Consider the following 20404-nt stretch of genomic DNA (forward strand, 5'->3'; position numbering starts at 1 on the left):
GAGCGTTGCGCCACCGGGATTCGCGACTACGGATTCGGGGACGAGACCTCGAGAGCGATGTTGTCGGGGTCGCGGAACTCGAGGATCGCGATACCGGCATCGCCGAGATCCTTGATCGGTTCGTGGGCGATGCCCAGCGAGTCGAGGTGGGCGCTCGCGTCTTTCAGGTCCGAGAACGATGCCACCGAGAAGCTCAGGTGGTCGAGTCCGGAGCGGTCCTCGGTGAACGAGTCGTCGCCGGGTGCCACGGGCCGCAGCCCCAACAGACCACCGCCGAACTGGTAGATCACGCCGCCGAACAGGAACGACAGCTGCTCGAGGGTCTGCTCGTCGGCTCCGTCGGGAACCTCGAAGGCGACGTCGAAGCCGAAGACGTCGTCGTAGAACTTTCGCGACACGGCGATGTCGCGGACGGTCAGCCGTACGTGGTTGTAGTCGGTTGCCGCGATGGTCATGCTGATTCCCCTTCTTCTGCGACGAGATCAACGCGTTGCCGTGTGTGCATCTGCCGCGTTGTCGACACTACGCGTGCACACTGAACCGATGAGGTCCGTCGTACTAGCCGCCACTGCAGCCGTTTCCGTTGTCCTGATCGCCGCGTGCGGATCGGACACGCCGACTGATCGGGCTGCGCCGTCGAGCACCCCGCAGGCCGCCGAACCCGCCGTGGCACCCGCTCCGACGACACCGCCGATCGGCACCACCGTGGAGGTCGGCAACGAGCCCGAGGGCGTCGTCATCGGCACCTCGGGGATCGCTGCGGTGGGCGTGCGACGACCCGACGGACTGACACTGGTCGACGTCCGCGCGGGGCGCGTGATCCGCACCGTCGAGACACGCGGTGCACCACGACATCTGGAGCTCGCCGGGCCCGACGGGCCGGTCATCGTGCCGCTCGAGACGAGCAACACGGTGACCGAGATGTCGTTCGACGGCACCTTCGGTCCGATCGCCACCGGTGTCGGCGACCTGCCCCACGATGCGGTCCGCACCTCCGACGGCACCCTCGTGGGTACCAACGAGCACGGCGGCGGCGCACTGTTCCTGCGTGACGGCAAGGTGGTGAAGTCGCTCCCCGCCGGTCCCCCGCAGCCCGGCGGTGTCGCGGCCGTCGGGCGCTACGCGGCGATGGCCGACGTCCAGGGCAACGGCGTCTTCGTCTACGACGGGACCACGATGACCGAGGTCGCCCAGAAGAAGATCGGGACCCGTCTGACGCACGCGCACGCGCTCGGCGGAGGACTCGTCGCCTTCGCCGACACCGACGGCGGCGCTGTTCTCGTCGAACGGATCACCCCGCAGGTGGTCGACGTCGCCCGAATCGACGCACCGGGCAAGCCCTACGGACTGAGCTACGACGACCGGACCAAGACGCTGTTGGTCACCCTCGGTTCGACGAACACCCTGCGCCTCGTCGACATGTCCGATCCGGCGAGACCCCGCATTCGCGGCGACGTACCGACTGTCCAGCAGCCCAATTCCGTGGCGATGGACCCGGTCACCGGCGTCGTCGCGGTCACCGGCAGCGCGCCGGGAGCCGCGAGTTCTCTACAACTGATCCCCGCCGACCTCCTCCCCCGCTGACACACGGTTCACAGACCACGACACCCCCGTCGCCGGATACCGGTGCGGGGGTGTCGCTGTCAGACTGCGATGGGAGCAGATCAGCCGATGCTGAACGGCCGTCCGTAGGTGGAGATCTGCTTGTCGACGTTCGACGTGCGGATGCGGATCTGGGCGTAGGAACGCGCCTGCGCGTAGCCGCCGCAACCGGTGAGCTGCAGCTGCTCGTTGGTGTAGCTGTTCGAGGCCTTCGTGGTCTCGTAGTCGACGTTCTGCGTCTGCTGCTGGCTGCCGAAGTCGTCGGCCTTCTCGACGTTGTTGACGTAGTACACCGCGGCCTGGCCCGGGCCGAGGCTCAGGGTCTGGGTCGCGCCGGCGCCCTGCGTTGCGGCGCTGGTCACGGTGTTCTGCGACGACGTGCCGGTGGTGCCGCTGTTCGCGCCGGTGATGGAGACCTGGCAGCCGACGATGTAGCCCGCGGCGATACGGATCTTCGCCTTCTTGCTGGTGGTGACCGTGTACTTCGCCGACACCTGTGCGGCGCGGTGCAACGGCGTGCCGCCGAGCGACGGGGCGACGACCGCACGCTCGTTGGTGCGCACGATGGTGACCTTGGTGCCGTCGGGCAGCGTCTGCACGTCGGTCTGCGACGGCAGCTTGATGAAGACGTCCGCGTTGGCGGTGCCCTGGGAGAGCAACGCGGCCGCGACCGCGATGGCGGCGCCGGTACCGGCGATGCCGGCCGCCCGCCGAGAAGACTTGGTGGTGGTGTTCATCGAATCCCTTTGTGTCTGTGAGCGTGTCATGGGGGTCAGATCAGCCGATGGAGAAGGGCTTGCCGTACAGGGTCACCTTCTGGTGGTCGTCACCGGTGGTCTCGACCACGGAGTACGAACGGGCCTGGGCGTAGCCGCCGCAGCCCTGGACCTGCAGCTGCGCGCGGTCGTAGGAGAGGTAGTAGGTGCCCGCCTTCTCGATGTTCTTGTAGTTGAGCAGCACGAACTGCACCTGTCCGGGGACCAGCGGGAGCGCGAACGAGCCGTTGAGGCCCAGGGTCGGGGCAGCGCCACCGATGCCACCGAGGTTGGCACCGCCACCGAGGGTGAGGCTGCCGATGCCGACCTGGCAACCGACGATGTAGCCGGCCGAGAGGGTCGCCGAGGCGCCGTTGGTCTCGACGCCGTTCGTGCCGGGAAGCGTGGTCTCGCCCGCGGGGCCGCGGTTGGGTCCGGCCTTCTTGGCCTTGAGCTTCGGGGCGTACAGGGTGATGTCGGCGGAGACCCAGGCGTTGCGGCCGGCGCCGTTGGCCGCCAGCGACGGCGAGACCTGGACCGACTCACCGCTGCGGGTGATCAGCAGGTTGTCGCCACGGGCCGCACCGTTGGGGAGCTTCTGGAAGGTGTCGGCGCTCGCGGCGCCCTGCGACATGAGGCCGACGGCGGTGGCACCGACCACGGCCATCGTCCCCAGCGATGCAGCTCGCCGCAATGCGGTGGAGTTCTTGCTCATCTGTTCCTCTTTCGGGCGATCAGGACCCCGAGAACTCCCGGGGCGTCTGCGTCTGACATGACTGGATTGACGACACCGAGAGTGGTGACGTCCATCGGCGAGAAGCCTCATCGAGTCAGGCGAACATCGGGTGAACACGCCCCCGCGTTTCGATGACATGACTGCGCCGTGGGCGTGAATGCCCAAGTGACGACGTCACAGAAACGGTCAAACCGTAATCTCAAGTGTTGCTAAAGGTTTCGGCTACGCAACAGCCCACGCACGTTCACGCATCGTTGGCTGGGAACGGTCACAACCGACGGGAGCGGTTGTCGGAGTGGACGCCAGAACGGGCGTCTAGATGTCGAGGCGACCGCCGCGCGACGCCGCGAGGTCGTACGCGGTCTCCGCGTGTTCGGCGTCGTCGATGCCGTCGAGTTCGTCCTGCGGTTCGGCCCGCACACCGATGGTGGCCCTCAGGCCGAGTCCGATGAGGGCGGTGACGACCATCGCGTAGGCGCCGACCGCGAGGACCGCGACCACCTGACGCCACAGCTGATCGACGCCGCCACCGTAGAACAGACCATCGACACCGGCCGGGGCAGAACTGCTGGCGACGAGTCCGATCATCACGGTGCCCACGATGCCGGCGACGAGGTGGACGCCGACGACATCGAGCGAATCGTCGTATCCGAGCCGATATTTGAGCTCGATCGCCAGCGAGCTGACCGCACCGGCGACGACGCCGATCGCGATGGCGCCGATGGGTGTCACCGACGCGCACGACGGGGTGATCGCGACCAGTCCGGCGACGACGCCGGATGCGGCGCCGAACGAGGTCGGCTTGCCGTGTCGGATGCGTTCGACGACCAACCAGCTCAGCAGCGAGACCGCACCCGCCCCGAGGGTGTTCACCAGGGCCATTGCTGCGGTCCCGTCGGCGGCCAGCGCCGAACCGGCGTTGAATCCGAACCAGCCCAACCACAGCAGTCCCGCTCCGAGCATGACCGCGGGCAGATTGTGCGGCCGCATCGGGTCGCGCGGCCATCCCCGCCGTTTGCCGACGATGAGCGCGAGCACCAGTGCCGACGCGCCCGAGTTCACCTCTACCGCGGTGCCACCGGCGAAGTCGATCGCGCCCAGCCGATTCGCGATCCAGCCGCCTGAGTCCGCGGCCAGGCCGTCGATCGCGAACACCCAGTGCGCGACCGGGAAATAGACCAGCGTGGCCCAGAGTGCGGCGAAGGCCAGCCATGACATGAACTTCATGCGGTCGGCCACGGCGCCGGCGATCAGTGCGACGGTGACCATCGCGAAGCCGGCCTGGAACATCACGAACACCAGCGCGGGAACGGTTCCCACGAGTGGGATCGATGCCCCGGCCGGGTCGCCGGCCGAGTAGTCGCCGCCGAACAGTCCGTCCAGTCCGGCGAACTGGGTGGGATCGCCTATGACGCCGCCGATGTCGTCTCCGAAGGCCATCGAGTATCCGAACAGCAGCCACAGCACCCAGACGACCCCGACGGCCGACATGCACATCATCATCATGTTGAGCACGCTCTTCGCGCGCACCATGCCGCCGTAGAAGAACGCCAGCGCGGGGGTCATCACCAGCACGAGGGCCGCACTGACCATGACCCACGCGGTGTTGGCCGCGTCCGGGGTACCGACGATCGGGTACGACACGTGGAGCTCCTCTGCTACTCGACCCTCGACGACTCGATTCGGGGCGAGAGCAAAGTTAGCAGCGCGCCGTCACCCCGCCGTCACACCGTCTGGGCCAACCGTTCGGCGAGCAGCTTCGCGAATCGCGCGGGATCGGTCAGTTCGCTGCCCTCGGCGATGACCGCCATCCCGTACAGCAGGTGCGCGGTGTCGACGAGGGACTGATCGTCGCCCTTCTCCTCCCGCGCTTCACGCAGCGCGACCACGAGTGGGTGGTCGGGATTGAGCTCGAGGATGCGCTTGCTGGGCGGCAGGATCTGACCCGAAGCCCGGTAGAGCTTCTCCATCTGCGGCGAGAAGCTGAAGGTGTCGCCGACCAGGCAGGCCGGCGAATCGGTCAGTCGCGTCGACAGCCGCGTCTCCTTGACGTTCTCGTCGAGCGTCGTCGTCAGCCAGGCCGTCAGGTCGGCGAACGCCTTGTCGCGTTCGGCCTTCTCCGCCTCGGCCTCCTTCTTCTCGTCCTCGGACTTCCCCTCGTCGTCGTCGAGATCGACCTCGCCCTTGGCGATCGACCGCAGCGGCTTGCCGTCGAACTCGGGAACCGAGCCGACCCACATCTCGTCGACCGGATCGCCGAGGAGGAGCACCTCGACGCCCTTGGCGCGGAAGGCCTCCATGTGCGGAGAGTTCTCCATGGCCTGACGGGTCTCGCCGGTGATGTAGTAGATCTCCGACTGCCCGGGCTTCATCCGCGAGACGTAATCGGAGAGGCTGGTGAGCTTCTCGGGATCGTTCGTCGAGGCGAACGACGAGATGTCTAGCAGCGCATCGCGATTGTCCTGATCGGAGAGCAGACCCTCCTTGAGTGCGCGACCGAACTCCGCCCACAGGGTGTCGTAGTCGTCGGGACGCGAGGACTTGATGTCGGAGATCGTCGAGAGGACCTTCTTGGTGAGTCGACGACGGATCGCCCGGATCTGCCGGTCCTGTTGCAGGATCTCGCGGGAGACGTTCAGCGACAGGTCCGCCGCGTCGACTACACCCTTGACGAACCGCAGGTACTCCGGCATCAGCTCTTCGCAGTCGTCCATGATGAACACTCGCTTGACGTACAGCGAGATGCCCCCGGAACGCTCGCGCATGAACAGGTCGAAGGGCGCCTGCGACGGGATGAACAGCAGGGCCTGGTATTCGAAGGTGCCCTCGGCCTTGAGGGAGATGGTCTCCAGCGGCTCGTCCCAGCCGTGGCTCACGTGCCGGTAGAACTCGGTGTACTCCTCCTCGGTCACCTCGTCCTTCGACCGCGCCCACAGCGCCTTCATCGAGTTGAGCGTCTCGGTGGAGACGACGGTCCGCTCGGTGGGTTCGGCGGTGTCGTCCTCACCCTCGGGTTCGACCTTCTCGGTCCGCTCGACATCCATCCGGATCGGCCAGGCGATGAAGTCGGAGTACCGCTTGACGAGCTCTCGGATCTTCGACTCCGAGGTGTAGTCGTAGAGGTGGTCGTCGGTGTCGGCGGGCTTGAGCTCGAGGACGACCGACGTACCCTGCGGGGCGTCGGCGACGGTCTCGATGGTGTAGGTCCCCTCGCCCGAGGAGCGCCAGCGCGTACCCTCCGACTCCCCTGCCTTGCGGGTCAGCAGCGTGACGGTGTCGGCGACCATGAACGTCGAGTAGAAGCCGATGCCGAACTGGCCGATGAGGTCGGCCGACGCCGCCGAGTCCTGCGCCTCGGCGAGTTTCTTGCGCAGCTCCGCCGTCCCCGACCGCGCGAGCGTGCCGATCAGTCCGACGACGTCGTCGCGCGACATGCCGATGCCGTTGTCTCGGATGGTGAGGGTGCGCGCCTGCGTGTCGCGCTCGATGGTGATGTGCAGATCGGAGGTGTCGACCTGGAGGTCTTTGTCCTGGAAAGCCTGCAGGCGCAGCTTGTCGAGGGCGTCGGAGGCGTTCGACACCAGCTCGCGCAGGAAGCTGTCCTTGTTGGAGTAGACGGAGTGGACCATCAGGTCGAGCAGCTGGCGGGTCTCGGCCTGGAATTCGCGTTCTTCGACAGGTGTGCTCATGGCGGTGATTTTAGCGAGGGGGATTTCAGCGATTGGTTCGGATCGACCTGGAACGACCCGGATGCCCTGCGCGCGTGGTGTAAGCCGGACTCATGGCTGACACCACCGAACCGTCACACCGCCACCCCGCAGCGGGAACACCCGTCGACACCCACCTCGCCCCCGCCTACACCGGACGCCTGTCGATGCAGCGGGTACCGGCCCTGCGGATGCCCGAGGAGTCGATGGACCCCGACGCCGCCTATCGCTTCATCCACGACGAGATGATGTTCGACGGGGCGTCGCGGATGAACCTGGCCACCTTCGTCACCACCTGGATGGACCCGCAGGCCGAGCGACTGATGGCCGAGACGTTCGACAAGAACATGATCGACAAGGACGAGTACCCGGCGACGTCGGCCATCGAGTCACGGTGCGTGTCGATGGTCGCCGACCTGTTCAACGCCCCCGATCTCGACCCGGGCGACCCGTCGAGTGCCGTCGGCGTGAGCACCATCGGATCGAGCGAGGCGGTGATGCTCGCCGGACTCGCGCTCAAATGGCGGTGGCGCGCCCGTGGCGCCGGCGGCGGCACCCCCAACCTCGTCCTGGGTTCGAACGTGCAGGTGGTGTGGGAGAAGTTCTGCCGCTACTTCGACGTCGAGGCGAGATACCTGCCGGTCGAGCGCGGTCGATACGTGATCACCCCCGACCAGGTCGCCGAGGCGGTCGACGAGAACACGATCGGCGTCGTCGCGATCCTCGGCACCACGTTCACCGGCGAGCTCGAGCCGGTGGCCGAGATCGTCGCTGCGCTCGACGCGCTCGCCGCCACGGGCGGGCCCGACGTGCCGGTGCACGTCGACGCGGCCAGCGGCGGGTTCGTGGTCCCCTTCCTCGACCCCGACCTCGAGTGGGACTTCCGCCTACCCCGCGTGAAGTCGATCAACGCCAGCGGTCACAAATACGGACTCACCTACCCCGGCATCGGGTTCGCCGTCTGGCGGACGCCGGAGGATCTACCCTCCGACCTGGTGTTCCACGTGAACTACCTCGGTGGCGACATGCCCACGTTCACGCTCAACTTCTCCCGTCCGGGCAATCAGGTCATCGGCCAGTACTACAACTTCCTGCGCCTCGGGTTCGCCGGCTATCGGTCGATCATGGCGTGTCTGTCGGAGACCGCGCAGTGGCTCGCCCAGGAGATCGACGCGATGGACGAGTTCTCTGTCGTGACCGACGGCAGTGCGATACCGGTGGTCGCGTTCGAGATGGCCGGCGACCACGGCTTCACCGTGTTCGACGTGTCCCGGGCCCTCGCCGCGTTCGGCTGGCAGGTACCCGCGTACACGATGCCCGACAACGCCACCGACGTCGCCGTGTTGAGGATTGTTGTGCGAGAGGGGTTCTCGGCCGACATGGCGCGTCACCTCGCCGACAACCTGCGCACCGCCGTCGCCGGACTCGCCCGGGTGCGCGACACAGGCGAGCTGCCCCAACGGAAGCATTTCGCGCACTGACTACGCTGGCGTGGGCAACGTCGACGGCGGTAGGAGGCCCGTGCCGTATCCCAGCGTCATGTTCGTCCACGCCCACCCCGACGACGAGTCGCTGTGGACCGGCGGCATCATCGCCCGGTCCATCGCCGCAGGGGCGCCGACATCGGTGATCACCTGCACGTGGTCACCGGGGACACACCGGCACACCGAGTTGGTGACGGCTCTGCACGCACTCGGCGCGGCAGAACCGGTGATGCTGGGGTGGGCCGACGACAAGTTCCCCGACTCCGCGCCCGGGCGGGCGCGGCTGTGCGACTGCTCGTTCGACGAGGCGGTCGCGCAGATCGTCGCCGAGATCCGCAGCCGCCGACCCCAGGTCGTCGTCACCTACGACGCGTTCGGCATCTACGGCCATCCCGACCACATCCACGCACATCGACTCGCTGTCGCCGCGGTCGAGGCCGCCGCCTGCGGGCCGGTCCACCCCGAACTCGGCGCTCCGTGGCAGGTGTCGTCGCTGTATCTCTCGACCGTCCCGTCGGCGCTGATGAAGGCGATCGGGTTGCGTGTGAACGGCGCCGCGCCGGCCACCGACGACGTGGCCGCGCCGGGTACCCCCGATCACCTGATCGACACCCGCATCGACGTCACGCCGTGGCTCGACCGCAAGTGGGAGGCGATCAACGCCCACGCGTCGGAGGTCGAGCGCAGCACGGCGTTGAAGGTGCTCGTCGGCCTCGACGTGGAGCAGCGCACCGCGCTGCTGGGCACCGAGTGGTTCCTCCGGCGAGACCTCGTGCCCGGTGGGTATGACCTCGAGGCCGACCCGGGACACCTGTCGAACCCACGATGATCCCGGCGGCGTCACGGCTCGGTGGTGGGTACCCTGCGCGCATGGAGTTCAGCTTCATCATGTTGACCTGGAATCGTCCGCGGTTCCTGGACGCGAGCCTGTCGAGCCTGCTGTCGAGCATCGCCGACCGACAACGGTGCGAGATCCTGGTCCTCGACAACGGCTCGGATGACGCCACCAAGGCCGTCCTGGCCCGGTACGCCGGGCAACAGAATCTACGGATCATCACCTTGGCGGAGAACGAGGGACTGCAGGCGTACCACCGTCTCTTCACGGCGGCGAGCGGAAAATACATCGTCGTGGTCGATGACGACGTTCTCGACTTCCCTCGACATCTCGACGTGATCTTCGACCGCTACATGTCCGTCTTCGACGATTACGGCTTCCTCTGCCTGAACGTCGTGCAGAACGAGTACACCAACGGCGCGAAACCGCCGGCGGACGCGTATTCACCGGACGTCCGAGGCGACCTGACCGTGGAACGCGGACCGGCCGGCGGATGGTGCGCCTGCTTCCGGAGGCGCCACTACACTCTGCTCGCGCCGCTGATCAGGCGGCGCAGATTGTCGATGGCGAGCGGCGAGGACGGCATGTTGTCGAACATGTTCGCCAGATACCTCCGAAAGAAGCACGGCGTCATCCGCGACCATGTCTGCCTTCACGCAGCGGGTCCGTATTACGCGGCGCAGTACGGGCACCTCGACCGCGAGATCGAGAAGTACGAGGCGGTCGGGCTGAGCGAGTTGGTCACGGCGTACGAGGATTATCGTGGCGCCGACGTCGGACAGGTACCGCGGCCCGACGACGGCTCCGGTGACCTCTCCGCCGAGAGCTCCGTGAGACCGACGACGGAGACCGACACGACCGGGTGACCCGACCACCTACAGACCTGGGGTCGTCTGTCTCGACGCCCGCGCGGGCCACAGCACGGCGCTCACGTCACCGCACGCTGAGTGAAGACCGAAGACCGCTGGCCCGCAACACCTTCCGTTCGATCCCGGCGCGCAGGCCGTCCGTGGTGCCGATGAGGACCACGCGGTCGGTGGCCCGCGTGATCGCGGTGTAGAGCAGCTCACGTGTGAGCAGGGCCGATTCCGCAGGCGGCACCACCACCGACACCGACCGGTACTGGCTGCCCTGGCTGCGGTGGATGGTCATGGCGTGCGCCGACATCACACCGCGCAGTCGTTGCGGGTGGACCAGCCGGGTGAGACCGCCACGACCGAACGCCACCATCAGCCGGTCGGCCTCGGCGACGACGACACCGGTGTCGCCGTTGTAGAGCTGGGCACGGTGGTCGGTCTCGGTGAGCAGCACCGGACGACCGGGATACCAGAGACGGTCGGGTCCGGCCGCCGCCGCGGACGCCGACCACGCGGTCACCAGACGCGTCCACACCGCGACCCCGGCCGGACCCTGCCGGTGCGCGCACAGGACACGGTGGTCGCCGAGCGCGGCGAGCGCGCCGTCGCCGTCGCCGTCGGTCGCGGCGTCGGACATGGCCGCGACCCAGGCCACGACGTCGTCACGGACCGGATCGAGCTCGTCGGGCGACACCAGCGCGACCGCGGGCGATCCCGCGGCGAGCAGCTCGAGGGCGGCGTCGGCGTCACCGTCGCGGACGGCGTCGGCGAGCCGCCCGATGTCGGCTCCGAAACGACGACGGCGACGCAGCGAGATGACCCCGTCGGCGATGGCCGCACGGTCGGCGTCGTTCGGTTCGTCGCCGGTCGCGACGGCGTCGACGATGCCGCCCAGCGGCCCGTCGAGCGGGGTGTCGTGTCGCCGGTGCACGAGGTCGGCCAGCACTGCGCCGGCGTCGACCGACGCGAGCTGATCGGGGTCGCCGATGAGGATGAGTCGCGTCTGCGGGCGCAGTGCGTCGAGGAGGTGGAACATCATCGTCAGTGACACCATCGACGCCTCGTCGACGATCACGACGTCGTGCGGGAGACGATGCCCGGCGTCGTGACGGAACCGACCTCCACCGCGCCGGGTGGAGCCCAGCAGCCGGTGCAGCGTCACCGCGTTCACCTCGGGCAGGTCGAGCTCGGCCGACTGGGCGACCACGGCCTCCCGCAGCGATGCCGCCGCCCGTCCGGTCGGCGCGCACAGACCGACCCGGATACCGGGACCGTGCAGCGTCGACAACAACGCGATGATTCGTGCCGCGGTGTGGGTCTTGCCGGTGCCCGGCCCGCCCGCGAGGACGGTGGTCGGTCGGGTCGCCGCGACGGCCGCGGCCAACCGCTGGCGGTCGATCCCGGTGCCGGGATCGGTTGTCGCGACACCGAACAGCTCGTCGAGATGGGTGGTCAAGGCGGCGAGATCGACCGTCGGCGCGACCTGCGCGCGAGCGGCCAGCACATCGCGCACACGCTGCTCCTGACGGAAATAGCGGTCGAGGTACAGCAGGTCGACCCCGTCGTCGGTCGTCGCACACCGCAGCGGTTGCAGCGGTGCCGCCGGCGTGGAGCCGTTGAGGGGGCTGGAGCGCACCTTCTCCACGAGGGTGGTCGGGTCGGGCCAGGGCAACGTATCGAGATCGACTGCCTCGCGGCCGATCAGGGCCTCGGAGTCCTGCGGGATGTCGCGTAGGCGAGCGAGGTCGATGCACACCGATCCGGCCCGCACCGCCCGCACCGTGAGCGCGGTCGCCAACAGCACCTCGGGGTCGATCTCGACCGCCGCGATCGCGGCCAGTCGGGTGGCGACGTGGACGTCGGCGACACCGAGGACACCGGCGGTGTTGAACGTGGCCAGCAGTCCCTGCGCTGCGGCGGCGATACGCACGTCGGTGCCCATCAGCGGCCCGCCAACAGATCGGACAGCTCGGTGACCACGACCGGCGGCAGAGGCCAGGTGAACACCCCGCACCCGGGCGGGGTGTCGGGGCCGATCATGGCCCGCACGAACAGGTAGCAGACCGGACCGAGGTGTCGGTGTGGGTCGTAGTCAACGAGCCGCCAGCGCAGATAGCGATGCAGCGCGACCGAATACAACAGGGCCTGCAACGGGTAGTGCGAGCGGATCATCTCCTCCGCCATGGCGTCGGGCCGGTAGTCCTCGACACCGAGATCCCCCAGTCCCAGCCGGTTGGTCTTGTAGTCGGCGATCACGTACCGCTCGTGCACCGAGCCCGCATCGACCCGGGCCACGAGATCGATGCTGCCGGTGAGGAAGCCCCGCAGGGTGGATCCGCCGATGTCCCGCAGATGGTCGGGGTAGGCCCGCAGCGGGTCGTCGGTGGCGAGATGCTCGTCGAGGAGGTCGGCGATCGCCGCGACCGTCGGTCCACCGGTCGCGGCGAGGGGGAACTCGAAATCGAGTTCGGACAGTCTGTTCGACATCCCGAGGCCGACCAGGTCGTCGGTCGCCCCGGTGCCGGCCTGCCGGTCGATCCCCAGGGGCGTGGTGAGCACACCGGTGATCGCGGTGGCGAGTACGTCGGCGTCCATGTCGAGTCCGGACACCGCGGCCGCGTGGCGGCACCGGTCGGCGATCTCCGCGGTCAGATCGTCTGCATCGGTGTCGATCTCCTCCAGGACGGCGTGCACCACGGTGCCGAACGCCGCGCCCGCGGGCAACGTGTTCATCAGCGACGCCGCACCCCTGCCGCCCGAGACGGCCGACACCGCATCCGGTTCGTCGACCGTTCCCGTGGTCTCCGGCTCCGCTGCGCCCGGACCGGCGCCGTCGGCAACGGGTGCACCGACGGCGGGCGCGACGGCGTCGAGGTGGTGGCCGGCGACCAGCGCCGAATAGGAGGTCCGCCGCCAGTCGTCGTCGATCACCGCGTCGAATGTCGCCGCGCGCAGTCCGATCCGATGCTGCGAGTCGTCGGAGACGGGCACCGGCGCGGGTGACGTGCCGTCGACGTGTTCCACCGAGATGAGCTCGCCCATCGATCGTCCCCACTCCTGCAGAGCCGTCGCCGCGGTCGCGTCGGCGGGGACGGTGGCCGAACCGGCGGGGTCGGGCGCGTTCGTCGTCGCCGCGGAGGCGTTGCGGGCGAACAACAATCGGTGCAGGGGTGACCGGCGGGCCGTCGTGGCCGGCGCCCACCACAGCACCACCTGTGATCGGGCGCGCGTCACCGACACGTAGAACAGGCGTAGTTCCTCGCCGGCGTCCTCGGTCTGCGCGGCGCGGACATTCGAGTCGTAGCCCGGGTCGTTCTTGCCGCCGACGTCGAGGATGCGCCGCCCGTCGGCATCGTGCAGATGCACCGTCGACGGCGACGGGTTGCGCGCCGAATCCCACCCGAAGGGCACGTACACCACCGGGAACTCGAGGCCTTTGCTGCCGTGGACGGTCATGATCGACACCGCCTGGGCATCGCGGTCGAGTCGACGGCTCTGCTCGGTCTGGTCGCCGACCGTGGGGTCGTCGAGGCGGTCGGCGAACCAGCGGAGCAGTCCGGTGACACCGCGGGACTCCCCCACCATAACGCGGTTGCACAGCGAGGCCAGGTGCACGAGGTCGGTCATGATCCGTTCGCCGTCGACGGCGGAGAGGATGCGACCGGCGAGATCGGTGCGCTCGGCGAGTTGGTCGAACATGGCCGCGAACCCGGCCCGGTGGAGGGTCTGGGAGAGATCGACCAGCAGATCCCCCACGTCGGCGGCTGCGTCGCCGTCGGGTGTGTCGAGGTCGGCCGGGGTGCGGCCGAGCAGCGGGGTGATCGCGGCGAGTGCCGCGCGGTCGGATCGGCTGGGTTGTTCCAGGGCGCGGAGCACGTGGAACCAGTCACGTGCCGAGTCGGTGGCGAAGACACTCGACCCGGCGCCGACCACCGACGCCACGCCGACGTCGCGGAGCGCGCGTTGCATCGGAGCGATCGTGGCGCGGGTGCGCAGCAGGATGACGATGTCCGACGGTCGCAGCGGACGCACGCCGTCGGTGTCGTCGAGATCCGGCGGATCACCCAGCAGCCGCGCGATGTCGGCGGCGACGTCGTCGATCACCGCGCCCCGGACGGCCGCGACGGTCGGGAACCCGTTGTCGCCCAGCGGACCGAGTCCGGTGCGCGACAGGTACCGCAGCCGCAGGGGCGTGCGACCCGAGAGCCGCGAGGTGGTGTGCGAGGCGTCGACCGGTCGCACCACGATGTCGGGATGGCCCAGTGCCGCCTCCCCGTAGAGGTGGTCGAGCGCGGCGACGAGTCCGGAGTCGCTACGCCAGTTGGTGCCGAGGACCTGATGGTTGTCGGCCACCACCGCGGCGTCGAGGTAGCTGAGCACCTCCGCTCCACGGAACGCATAGATCGACTGTTTCGGGTCACCGACGAGCACGAGATCGGCGGAACCGTGGAAACACAGGCGCAGGATGTCCCACTGCACCGGGTCGGTGTCCTGGAACTCGTCGACGAGCACCACGTCGAAGAACTGTCGTATGCGCGCGCGGGCGGCAGCGCCGTGGTCGGGGTCGGCGACGACGTCGCGCAGCAGGGACTGCAGTTCGTCGTAGTCGCGGATCCGCATGATCCGTTTGCGGCGAGCCACCTCCCGGCGGACGGTGGCAACGAAGTCGACCCGTGCCGCGGCCGCGGAGTTCTCGGTGGCGTCCCGGGGCACGAGGGTCGCCTGCTGATGTCGCACCCCGGCGCGGGCGATCTCGTCGGCGTCGGAAAAGGAGAACGGCGCGTGTCCACCGCTGAACCGTTTGATGTAGACATCTCGGGCCACCTCGGTGACCAGGTCGTCGACCTCCTCGACCAGCGTGATGCCGTGATCGCGTTCCCCGGCGATCCCCAGGGCGTCGAGCATGCGGGAGCAGAAGGTGTGGGTGGTGCTCACGGTCGACGCATCGAAATCCGACAGCGCGGCCAGCACGCGCCGGCGCCGCAGGGCGACGACGTCGGACTCCGCCGCGGCCAGCACCTGCACGAGGGCGTCGTCGCGGGCCGCTCCGGGGTCGGCGAGACCTGCGGCCAGGGTGGTCAATCGGGTGCGGGTGCGCTCGCGCAGTTCGGCGGTGGCCATCCGCGAGAAGGTGACGAGCAGCAGACGGTCGATGTCGACACCGTCGGCGATGTGTCGCGCGGCCAACGCCACGATGGCGTAGGTCTTCCCGGTGCCGGCACTCGCCTCGAGGACGGTGGTCCCCGACGGCGGTGGCGCGGTGACGTCGAATGTCGCGGTGACGATGGTGCGGGGGCGGGGTGTCATCGCGGGGTGTCGATTCTCTCGGCGGTGAGCAGCGGCCGCCATATGGTGGCCGCGGCCATGGCGAAGCCGATGGGCTCCTCGGCCGCGAGGATCTCGTCGAAGCCGTCGGCGAACACCAGCGACAGGTGGCGGTCGTGGATGTCGCCGAACCTGTCGCCGAAGTCCCTGCGGGCGGCCTCGATCCCGTCGCCGTGGTCGCTGCCGGCGAAGCGGCGGTCGGCGTAGACGGCCGCGGCACTCGAGGGCAGTGGCAGCGGTTGCGACAATCCCTTGTCGCGCAGGTCGATCAGCGATTGCAGGACAGGCATCGGGTCGGTCGGTACCTGCAGCGTCGACCGTGACAGTCGCGATCCGCGGCCGGCGCGACCGATGGCGACGGCCTCGACCGCGCCGGGGCGCGATGCGGCGACGGCGAGCATCGCGATCCAGTTCTGCAGCCGGTGCTTGGACCCGAGACGTGAGTAGTGCGCGCGGAACACCGTCGACCCGTTCGGGCCGGTGTGCATGCCGCCGACACTGCCGATGACACGGCGACCGTCGGCGAGGGTGACGTCGATGTCGACGGTCTCGACCGGCCGGTCGAGCATCGGTTGCGCGGCGACGGCGAGGCGTTCGACGTCGTCGAGCACCCCGGCCAGCGCGACCTGGCCGAGTTCGAACGGTGGCAACGTCCCGCGGCGCAGCTCGGTCGCCCGTAACGCGTCGATGGTCTCCCCGGCGAGTCGGCGGCGCAGCAGACGATCCCCGATCCCCCAGCGGTCCAACGGGTCCAGCGCCGCGTCGAGCTGGTCGGCGGGGACGTCGTCGGTGTCGGGGACGACGAAACCCAGTCGCTGTCGGCAGAATCCGCGCACCGGATGATCGAAGAACGCGACCAGGTCGGCGACGTCGATGTCGTCGGGCGCGAGAGGGGTCAGCGGGCGGCGGTCGAAGGCCAGGTGGTGGTCGGGCGGCCGGGTGAGGGCGCGCGCGCCCGCGAGGGCCGCCACATCGAACGAGAACGGATCGAGCTCGGCGAAGTTGCCCGGATCGAAGGCGTGCAGAGGGTGGCGGTGCACCACCGAGGCAGGGTCGTCGGTGCCGACGATCGCGGCGACGGCGTCGACGATCTCACTCACCGGGACCGACGGCGGTCTACGCAGTCCGGAGACCGGGTCGGCGCCGCTGTAACAGATCACCAGGCGTTCACGGGCCGACATGATGGTGTCGAGCAACAGTTGTCGGTCCTCGCTGCGCGGGTCACGTTCGCCCACACAGGGATCGCGGCGCATGATGTCGTCGCCGTCGTCGCGGGTGGCCCGCGGATAGGTGTCGTCGTCGAGACCGATGAGGACCACCACGCGATGGGGTACCGCCCGCATCGGGACCATGGTGCACACGGTGAGTTCCCCGGTGCGGAAATTGGCGCGCGTGGGTCGTGCGGCGACGACGTCGTCGAGCAACGCGACCACGTCGGCCCGACGGAGCACGGTGGCGGGGTCTCCGTGTTCGAGCGCGGCCGCGACGACGTCGACGGCCTGCGCCCGCTGCCAGGTGTCGGCGCGGCGGACGTCGGTGAGGTCGTCGATCACCGCGAGCAGCGCCGTCCCCCACTCCTCGACGGTGTGACCACCCGACATGGCGGTGAGGCATCGGTCGAGTCGGTCGACGAACTCGGCGAAGCGACCCACGAGATCGATGTCGGCGCTGTCGACACCGCTCAACGGGAGCGCCCGGTGGATCCACCCGATCGACGACTCGTCGGCCACCACGCCGAGGGTGATCCGGTCGAGGCCCGCCGACATCGTGTTCTGCTCGTACCCACCGAGGCCGAAGGCCGCCCGTTGTGCGGGACCGATTCCCCAGCGCACGCCGGCCTCGGAGACCCACTCCCCGATGGTCTCGAGATCGTCGTCGTCGAAGCCGAATCGGGTACGGACCGGTTCGCGCGCCGCGAGATCGAGGATCTCCCCTGAGGTCGCGCGGCCCCCGGCGAGCCCCACCACGGCGACCACGGCGTCGAGCACGGTGTTCGTCGCGGCCATGCTGCGGTCGGCGAGCCGCACGCGAAGACCGTGGGCGGGGTGACCGCTTCCGTCGCGGCCGAAGGCGGCCCGGATCAGCGGCGCGTACGCCTCGATGTCGGGGCACATGACGATGACGTCGCGCGGCTCGAGATCGGGTGTCTCGCAGAAGATCCTGGCGAGGACGTCGCGCATCACCTCGACCTGTCGTGCCGGACCGTGGCAGGCGTGCACCGAGATCGAGTCGTCGAACGGCCCGACGGGGATGTCGGCGGGGGCGGTGTCGTCGCGGATCGCGCGTTGCAATCGAGCTAGCACGCCGGCTCGCGGCGCGGTGGTGCCGTCCGCGCCGGGGCCCGGTCCGTTCGGGTCGGGGTGATGCAGATCGCGGTCGAGGTGCGGGGCGAGGCGCAGACGCGTCTCACGGATCTCGTGGGAGAGTCCGGCCAGCAACGGATTCGACACGCCGGATCGTGGCAGGTCGCGGCGTCGGACCACCTCGGCCGATTCCGGCGGGGACGACCAGAGACGATCGCTGGGATGCGGGAGGAACAGGTGCACGTCACGGTGTGCGGCGACGGCGCGCAACACGCCGATCTGTTCGGTGGTCAGACGGGTGGGGCCGAACAACGACAGTCGCGGTGGGAGGCCGAGGGCGTCGGGCTCGTCGGTGATGCGTTCGCACAGTGACGGCAGGCGTTCGGCCGGGCTCGGTGACCCGATGCGCTCGCGCAGCTCGCGCCACACGACGACCTGCCACCGCATGTCGTCGGGCAGTGGTCGGCCGTGACCATCGGTCTCGTCGCCGGCCGCCCAGTCGGCGATCATGGTGGGCCGCCCGGAGGCGTAGGTGCCGAAGAGCCGGGCGAGATCGGTCGCCGTCGACCATCGCCGACCGATGCGGTACGGGTCCGGACGCGGCCCCGCCACACCGAGGTGGCGGGCCAGGACCGCGCAGGACGGATCGTCGGCGCAGCTGTCGAGGACGTCGATCAACAACCACTGCACCCGGGCGGCCGACCACGGGTCGTCGCGGCGGCGATGCCCCCGTACCGCGGCCAGGACCCGCTCGGTGAGTTCGGCCGGCGACCGGAAATCGATGTTCGCGGCGACGCCGTCGGGGTCTCCTGCTGTGCCGGTGGGAGACCGGTGCCCCGACGACGTGCCCAGACGCGCTGAAAGGGTCTGCGCCAGCCATCGCTCCACACCCTTGGCGGGCACGGCCACGATCTCCGGCGTGAACGGGTCGGCCAGCGGTTCGGACAGGATGTCGGCCAGCGCCGCCGCCAACACATCGGTGCGCTCGGCACGATGCGCCGTCAGCATCGGAGGGCCCGGCTCGGCGCTGTCACACGGTCACGATCGTCGGCTGCGCAGGGCGACCGGCGGCTCGACACGGTCGCGCATCGCCGCGGCGACCGGCTCGCCCAGGCCGACCGGCCGTCCTGACGGGTCGACACACACCAGGGTGGTCTCGGCCTGCGCGAACGCGACGCCGACAGGATCGGTCAACACACACCCGAAATCGAACGAGGACGTACCCACGCGGCTCAGCCAGACCCGTGAGGTGATGTCGTCGCCGCTGTAGGGGATCGACGCGAGGTACTCGATCTCCTGCCGGACCACCACGAGTCCCCCGTCGATCAGTTCACCGTCCTCCGAGGGCGGCGCGCCGGATGCGATGAGCAACCGCATGCCGGCACGGACACGGGACTCCTCGAAGAGACGCGCGATGGCGACGTTGTTGATGTGGTTGTTCACATCCATGTCGCCCCAGCGGAGCTGCAGCGAGACCGTCACCACGTGATCAGACATGCCGGTCATGCTATCGACCGGTACCGACGGACCGCCCCGCGCGTGCGGGCGCCGCTCTCAGGCGGACCGACGCGTGAACTGCAGCTGGCTGACCTCGAGGTATCCGGATGCGAAACCGGCCTCGCAGTAGGCGAGGTAGTACTCCCACATCCGGCGGAACGTCTCGTCGAAACCTCTGTGCGACACCGCCGTCCAGGTCTCGTTGAAGCGGTGGCGCCACCGCCGGAGTGTCTCGGCGTAGTGCTGCCCGAGTTCGAGACGCTCGGAGCGGACCAGCGAGGTGTGCTCGGCCAGCGAGTCGTCGATGGCCTGCAACGACGGGATGAGCCCGCCGGGGAAGATGTACTTCTGGATCCAGCCCCACGAGCGTCGCGTCGCGAGCATCCGCGCGTGCGACATGAGGATCGCCTGGATGGCCACGGTCCCGCCCGGTGCGAGCAGCGAGTCGAGCGCCCCGAAGTAGGTCGGCCAGTACTCCTCGCCCACCGCCTCGATCATCTCGACGCTGACGATGGCGTCGAACTCGCCACGTACGTCGCGATAGTCCTGGAGGCGGATGTCGATGCGGTCGCCCAGGCCGGCCTCGGCGATACGCCCAAGCGCGAGTTCGCGCTGTTCGGCCGACAGGGTCACCGTGGTGACGTGCGCGCCGCGCTGCGCCGCCCGGATCGCCAGGGCACCCCAGCCGCTGCCGATCTCCAGCACACGACTCCCCGACCGCACATGTGCCATGTCGAGGATCGAGTCGATCTTGCGGTACTGCGCGGTCTCGAGATCCTGGGTCGCGAAGTCGGTGGTGGTGTCGAACATCGCCGAGCTGTAGGACATGGTCGGGTCGAGGAACGCCGCGAACATCTCGTTGCTCAGGTCGTAGTGCGATCCGATGTTGCGTTTGGACCCCTCGATCGAGTTGCGCTGACTCTCCGGGATCCGCTTGTCGACGACCGCACGCATCTTCCACAGCCGCTCCGGGATGAGCGTGGTGAGTCGTTCGGCGAACGGGGTGAGGGCGGCGCCGAGGTCGCTACCAGGGGCCGCACGCCAGTCGCCCGCCATGTACGCCTCGCCCAACCCGATCTTCGGGTTGTGGCTCAGTCGGTCGTAGAACACCTTGGGTCGGACGATCTCCAGTTCGGGGGCGCCCTCGCCACCGTGACCGCGCACCGTGCCGTCGGGGAAGCGCACCGCGACCGGCGCCTTGGTGATCGCGTAGTCGACCAGACGTTTCGTGATCGGCGTCTTGAACCACGTCCCGCTCAGCACGGGTCGGCGGACGGCGAACGGATCTGCGACTCCTGTCATG

General features: G+C 68.9%; 14 protein-coding genes. 4 read left to right on the top strand and 10 right to left on the bottom strand.

All coding sequences use genetic code 11. The features are described 5' to 3' along the window. Nucleotides 1-26: 26 nt before the first annotated feature. Nucleotides 27-455, bottom strand: a complete 429-nt coding sequence (locus tag ACLBW1_RS19880; RefSeq protein ID WP_447813504.1) for a VOC family protein — start codon at nucleotides 453-455, stop codon at nucleotides 27-29. Nucleotides 456-543: 88 nt separating this feature from the next. Here ACLBW1_RS19880 and ACLBW1_RS19885 point away from each other — a divergent pair, with 88 nt between their 5' ends. After that, on the top strand, nucleotides 544-1584 hold the full coding sequence (locus ACLBW1_RS19885) for a YncE family protein (RefSeq protein ID WP_447813505.1): 1041 nt from the start codon (nucleotides 544-546) through the stop codon (nucleotides 1582-1584). A gap of 80 nt (nucleotides 1585-1664) precedes the next feature. On the opposite strand, the gene ACLBW1_RS19890 is transcribed toward ACLBW1_RS19885, so the two are convergent. From ACLBW1_RS19890 to htpG, 4 genes are all read right to left on the bottom strand, one after another. Then, the gene (locus ACLBW1_RS19890) at nucleotides 1665-2339 is read right to left on the bottom strand and encodes an MspA family porin (protein ID WP_447813506.1); all 675 of its coding nucleotides are present in this window, start codon (nucleotides 2337-2339) and stop codon (nucleotides 1665-1667) included. 40 nt (nucleotides 2340-2379) lie between these two features. Beyond that, a complete protein-coding gene (locus ACLBW1_RS19895; RefSeq protein WP_447813507.1) occupies nucleotides 2380-3072 on the bottom strand; it encodes an MspA family porin in 693 nt (230 codons plus the stop codon). A 336-nt stretch (nucleotides 3073-3408) separates the two neighbouring features. Next, entirely contained in the window at nucleotides 3409-4737 is a 1329-nt protein-coding gene (locus ACLBW1_RS19900; RefSeq protein ID WP_447813508.1) for an ammonium transporter, read from the bottom strand. An 80-nt stretch (nucleotides 4738-4817) separates the two neighbouring features. Continuing rightward, nucleotides 4818-6782: a molecular chaperone HtpG gene (htpG, locus tag ACLBW1_RS19905; RefSeq protein ID WP_447813509.1), complete on the bottom strand. Its 1965-nt coding sequence runs from the start codon at nucleotides 6780-6782 to the stop codon at nucleotides 4818-4820. Between the two features lie 92 nt (nucleotides 6783-6874). Here htpG and ACLBW1_RS19910 point away from each other — a divergent pair, with 92 nt between their 5' ends. From ACLBW1_RS19910 to ACLBW1_RS19920, 3 genes are read left to right on the top strand one after another with little or no spacing between them, the layout of a single operon-like run. Continuing rightward, nucleotides 6875-8281 (top strand): glutamate decarboxylase, encoded by a 1407-nt coding sequence (locus ACLBW1_RS19910; protein WP_447813511.1) that lies wholly within the window; start codon nucleotides 6875-6877, stop codon nucleotides 8279-8281. Nucleotides 8282-8321: 40 nt separating this feature from the next. After that, complete coding sequence (locus tag ACLBW1_RS19915; protein ID WP_447813512.1) at nucleotides 8322-9113, top strand: PIG-L family deacetylase; 792 nt, start codon at nucleotides 8322-8324, stop codon at nucleotides 9111-9113. Between the two features lie 41 nt (nucleotides 9114-9154). Continuing rightward, nucleotides 9155-9985: a glycosyltransferase gene (locus ACLBW1_RS19920; protein WP_447813513.1), complete on the top strand. Its 831-nt coding sequence runs from the start codon at nucleotides 9155-9157 to the stop codon at nucleotides 9983-9985. A gap of 67 nt (nucleotides 9986-10052) precedes the next feature. Here ACLBW1_RS19920 and recD read toward each other — a convergent pair whose 3' ends face one another. Genes recD through ACLBW1_RS19945 form a run of 5 tightly spaced genes read right to left on the bottom strand, consistent with a single transcriptional unit; the run spans nucleotide 10053 to nucleotide 20403 of the window. Next, nucleotides 10053-11918 (bottom strand): exodeoxyribonuclease V subunit alpha, encoded by a 1866-nt coding sequence (recD, locus tag ACLBW1_RS19925; protein ID WP_447813514.1) that lies wholly within the window; start codon nucleotides 11916-11918, stop codon nucleotides 10053-10055. Beyond that, nucleotides 11918-15283, bottom strand: a complete 3366-nt coding sequence (locus ACLBW1_RS19930) for a UvrD-helicase domain-containing protein (protein ID WP_447813515.1) — start codon at nucleotides 15281-15283, stop codon at nucleotides 11918-11920. Before ACLBW1_RS19930 ends, recD begins: the two co-directional genes overlap by 1 nt. Next, on the bottom strand, nucleotides 15280-18612 hold the full coding sequence (gene recC, locus ACLBW1_RS19935; RefSeq protein WP_447813516.1) for an exodeoxyribonuclease V subunit gamma: 3333 nt from the start codon (nucleotides 18610-18612) through the stop codon (nucleotides 15280-15282). The genes ACLBW1_RS19930 and recC overlap by 4 nt, the downstream gene beginning before the upstream one ends. Before the next feature lie 30 nt (nucleotides 18613-18642). Then, nucleotides 18643-19101 (bottom strand): acyl-CoA thioesterase, encoded by a 459-nt coding sequence (locus tag ACLBW1_RS19940; protein ID WP_447813517.1) that lies wholly within the window; start codon nucleotides 19099-19101, stop codon nucleotides 18643-18645. Nucleotides 19102-19158: 57 nt separating this feature from the next. Continuing rightward, the gene (locus ACLBW1_RS19945; RefSeq protein ID WP_447813518.1) at nucleotides 19159-20403 is read right to left on the bottom strand and encodes a class I SAM-dependent methyltransferase; all 1245 of its coding nucleotides are present in this window, start codon (nucleotides 20401-20403) and stop codon (nucleotides 19159-19161) included. Nucleotide 20404 lies beyond the last annotated feature (1 nt).

The sequence above is a fragment of the Williamsia sp. M5A3_1d genome (assembly GCF_053345315.1).

Bases quoted from the DNA above. Each gene is read 5' to 3' on its own strand.
- ACLBW1_RS19910 (WP_447813511.1), top strand. From the start codon at position 6,875: ATGGCTGACACCACCGAACCGTCACACCGCCACCCCGCAGCGGGAACA.
- ACLBW1_RS19895 (WP_447813507.1), bottom strand. From the start codon at position 3,072: ATGAGCAAGAACTCCACCGCATTGCGGCGAGCTGCATCGCTGGGGACG.
- htpG (WP_447813509.1), bottom strand. From the start codon at position 6,782: ATGAGCACACCTGTCGAAGAACGCGAATTCCAGGCCGAGACCCGCCAG.
- recD (WP_447813514.1), bottom strand. From the start codon at position 11,918: ATGGGCACCGACGTGCGTATCGCCGCCGCAGCGCAGGGACTGCTGGCC.
- ACLBW1_RS19890 (WP_447813506.1), bottom strand. From the start codon at position 2,339: ATGAACACCACCACCAAGTCTTCTCGGCGGGCGGCCGGCATCGCCGGT.
- ACLBW1_RS19880 (WP_447813504.1), bottom strand. From the start codon at position 455: ATGACCATCGCGGCAACCGACTACAACCACGTACGGCTGACCGTCCGC.
- ACLBW1_RS19945 (WP_447813518.1), bottom strand. From the start codon at position 20,403: ATGACAGGAGTCGCAGATCCGTTCGCCGTCCGCCGACCCGTGCTGAGC.
- ACLBW1_RS19920 (WP_447813513.1), top strand. From the start codon at position 9,155: ATGGAGTTCAGCTTCATCATGTTGACCTGGAATCGTCCGCGGTTCCTG.
- recC (WP_447813516.1), bottom strand. From the start codon at position 18,612: ATGCTGACGGCGCATCGTGCCGAGCGCACCGATGTGTTGGCGGCGGCG.
- ACLBW1_RS19885 (WP_447813505.1), top strand. From the start codon at position 544: ATGAGGTCCGTCGTACTAGCCGCCACTGCAGCCGTTTCCGTTGTCCTG.
- ACLBW1_RS19940 (WP_447813517.1), bottom strand. From the start codon at position 19,101: ATGTCTGATCACGTGGTGACGGTCTCGCTGCAGCTCCGCTGGGGCGAC.
- ACLBW1_RS19930 (WP_447813515.1), bottom strand. From the start codon at position 15,283: ATGACACCCCGCCCCCGCACCATCGTCACCGCGACATTCGACGTCACC.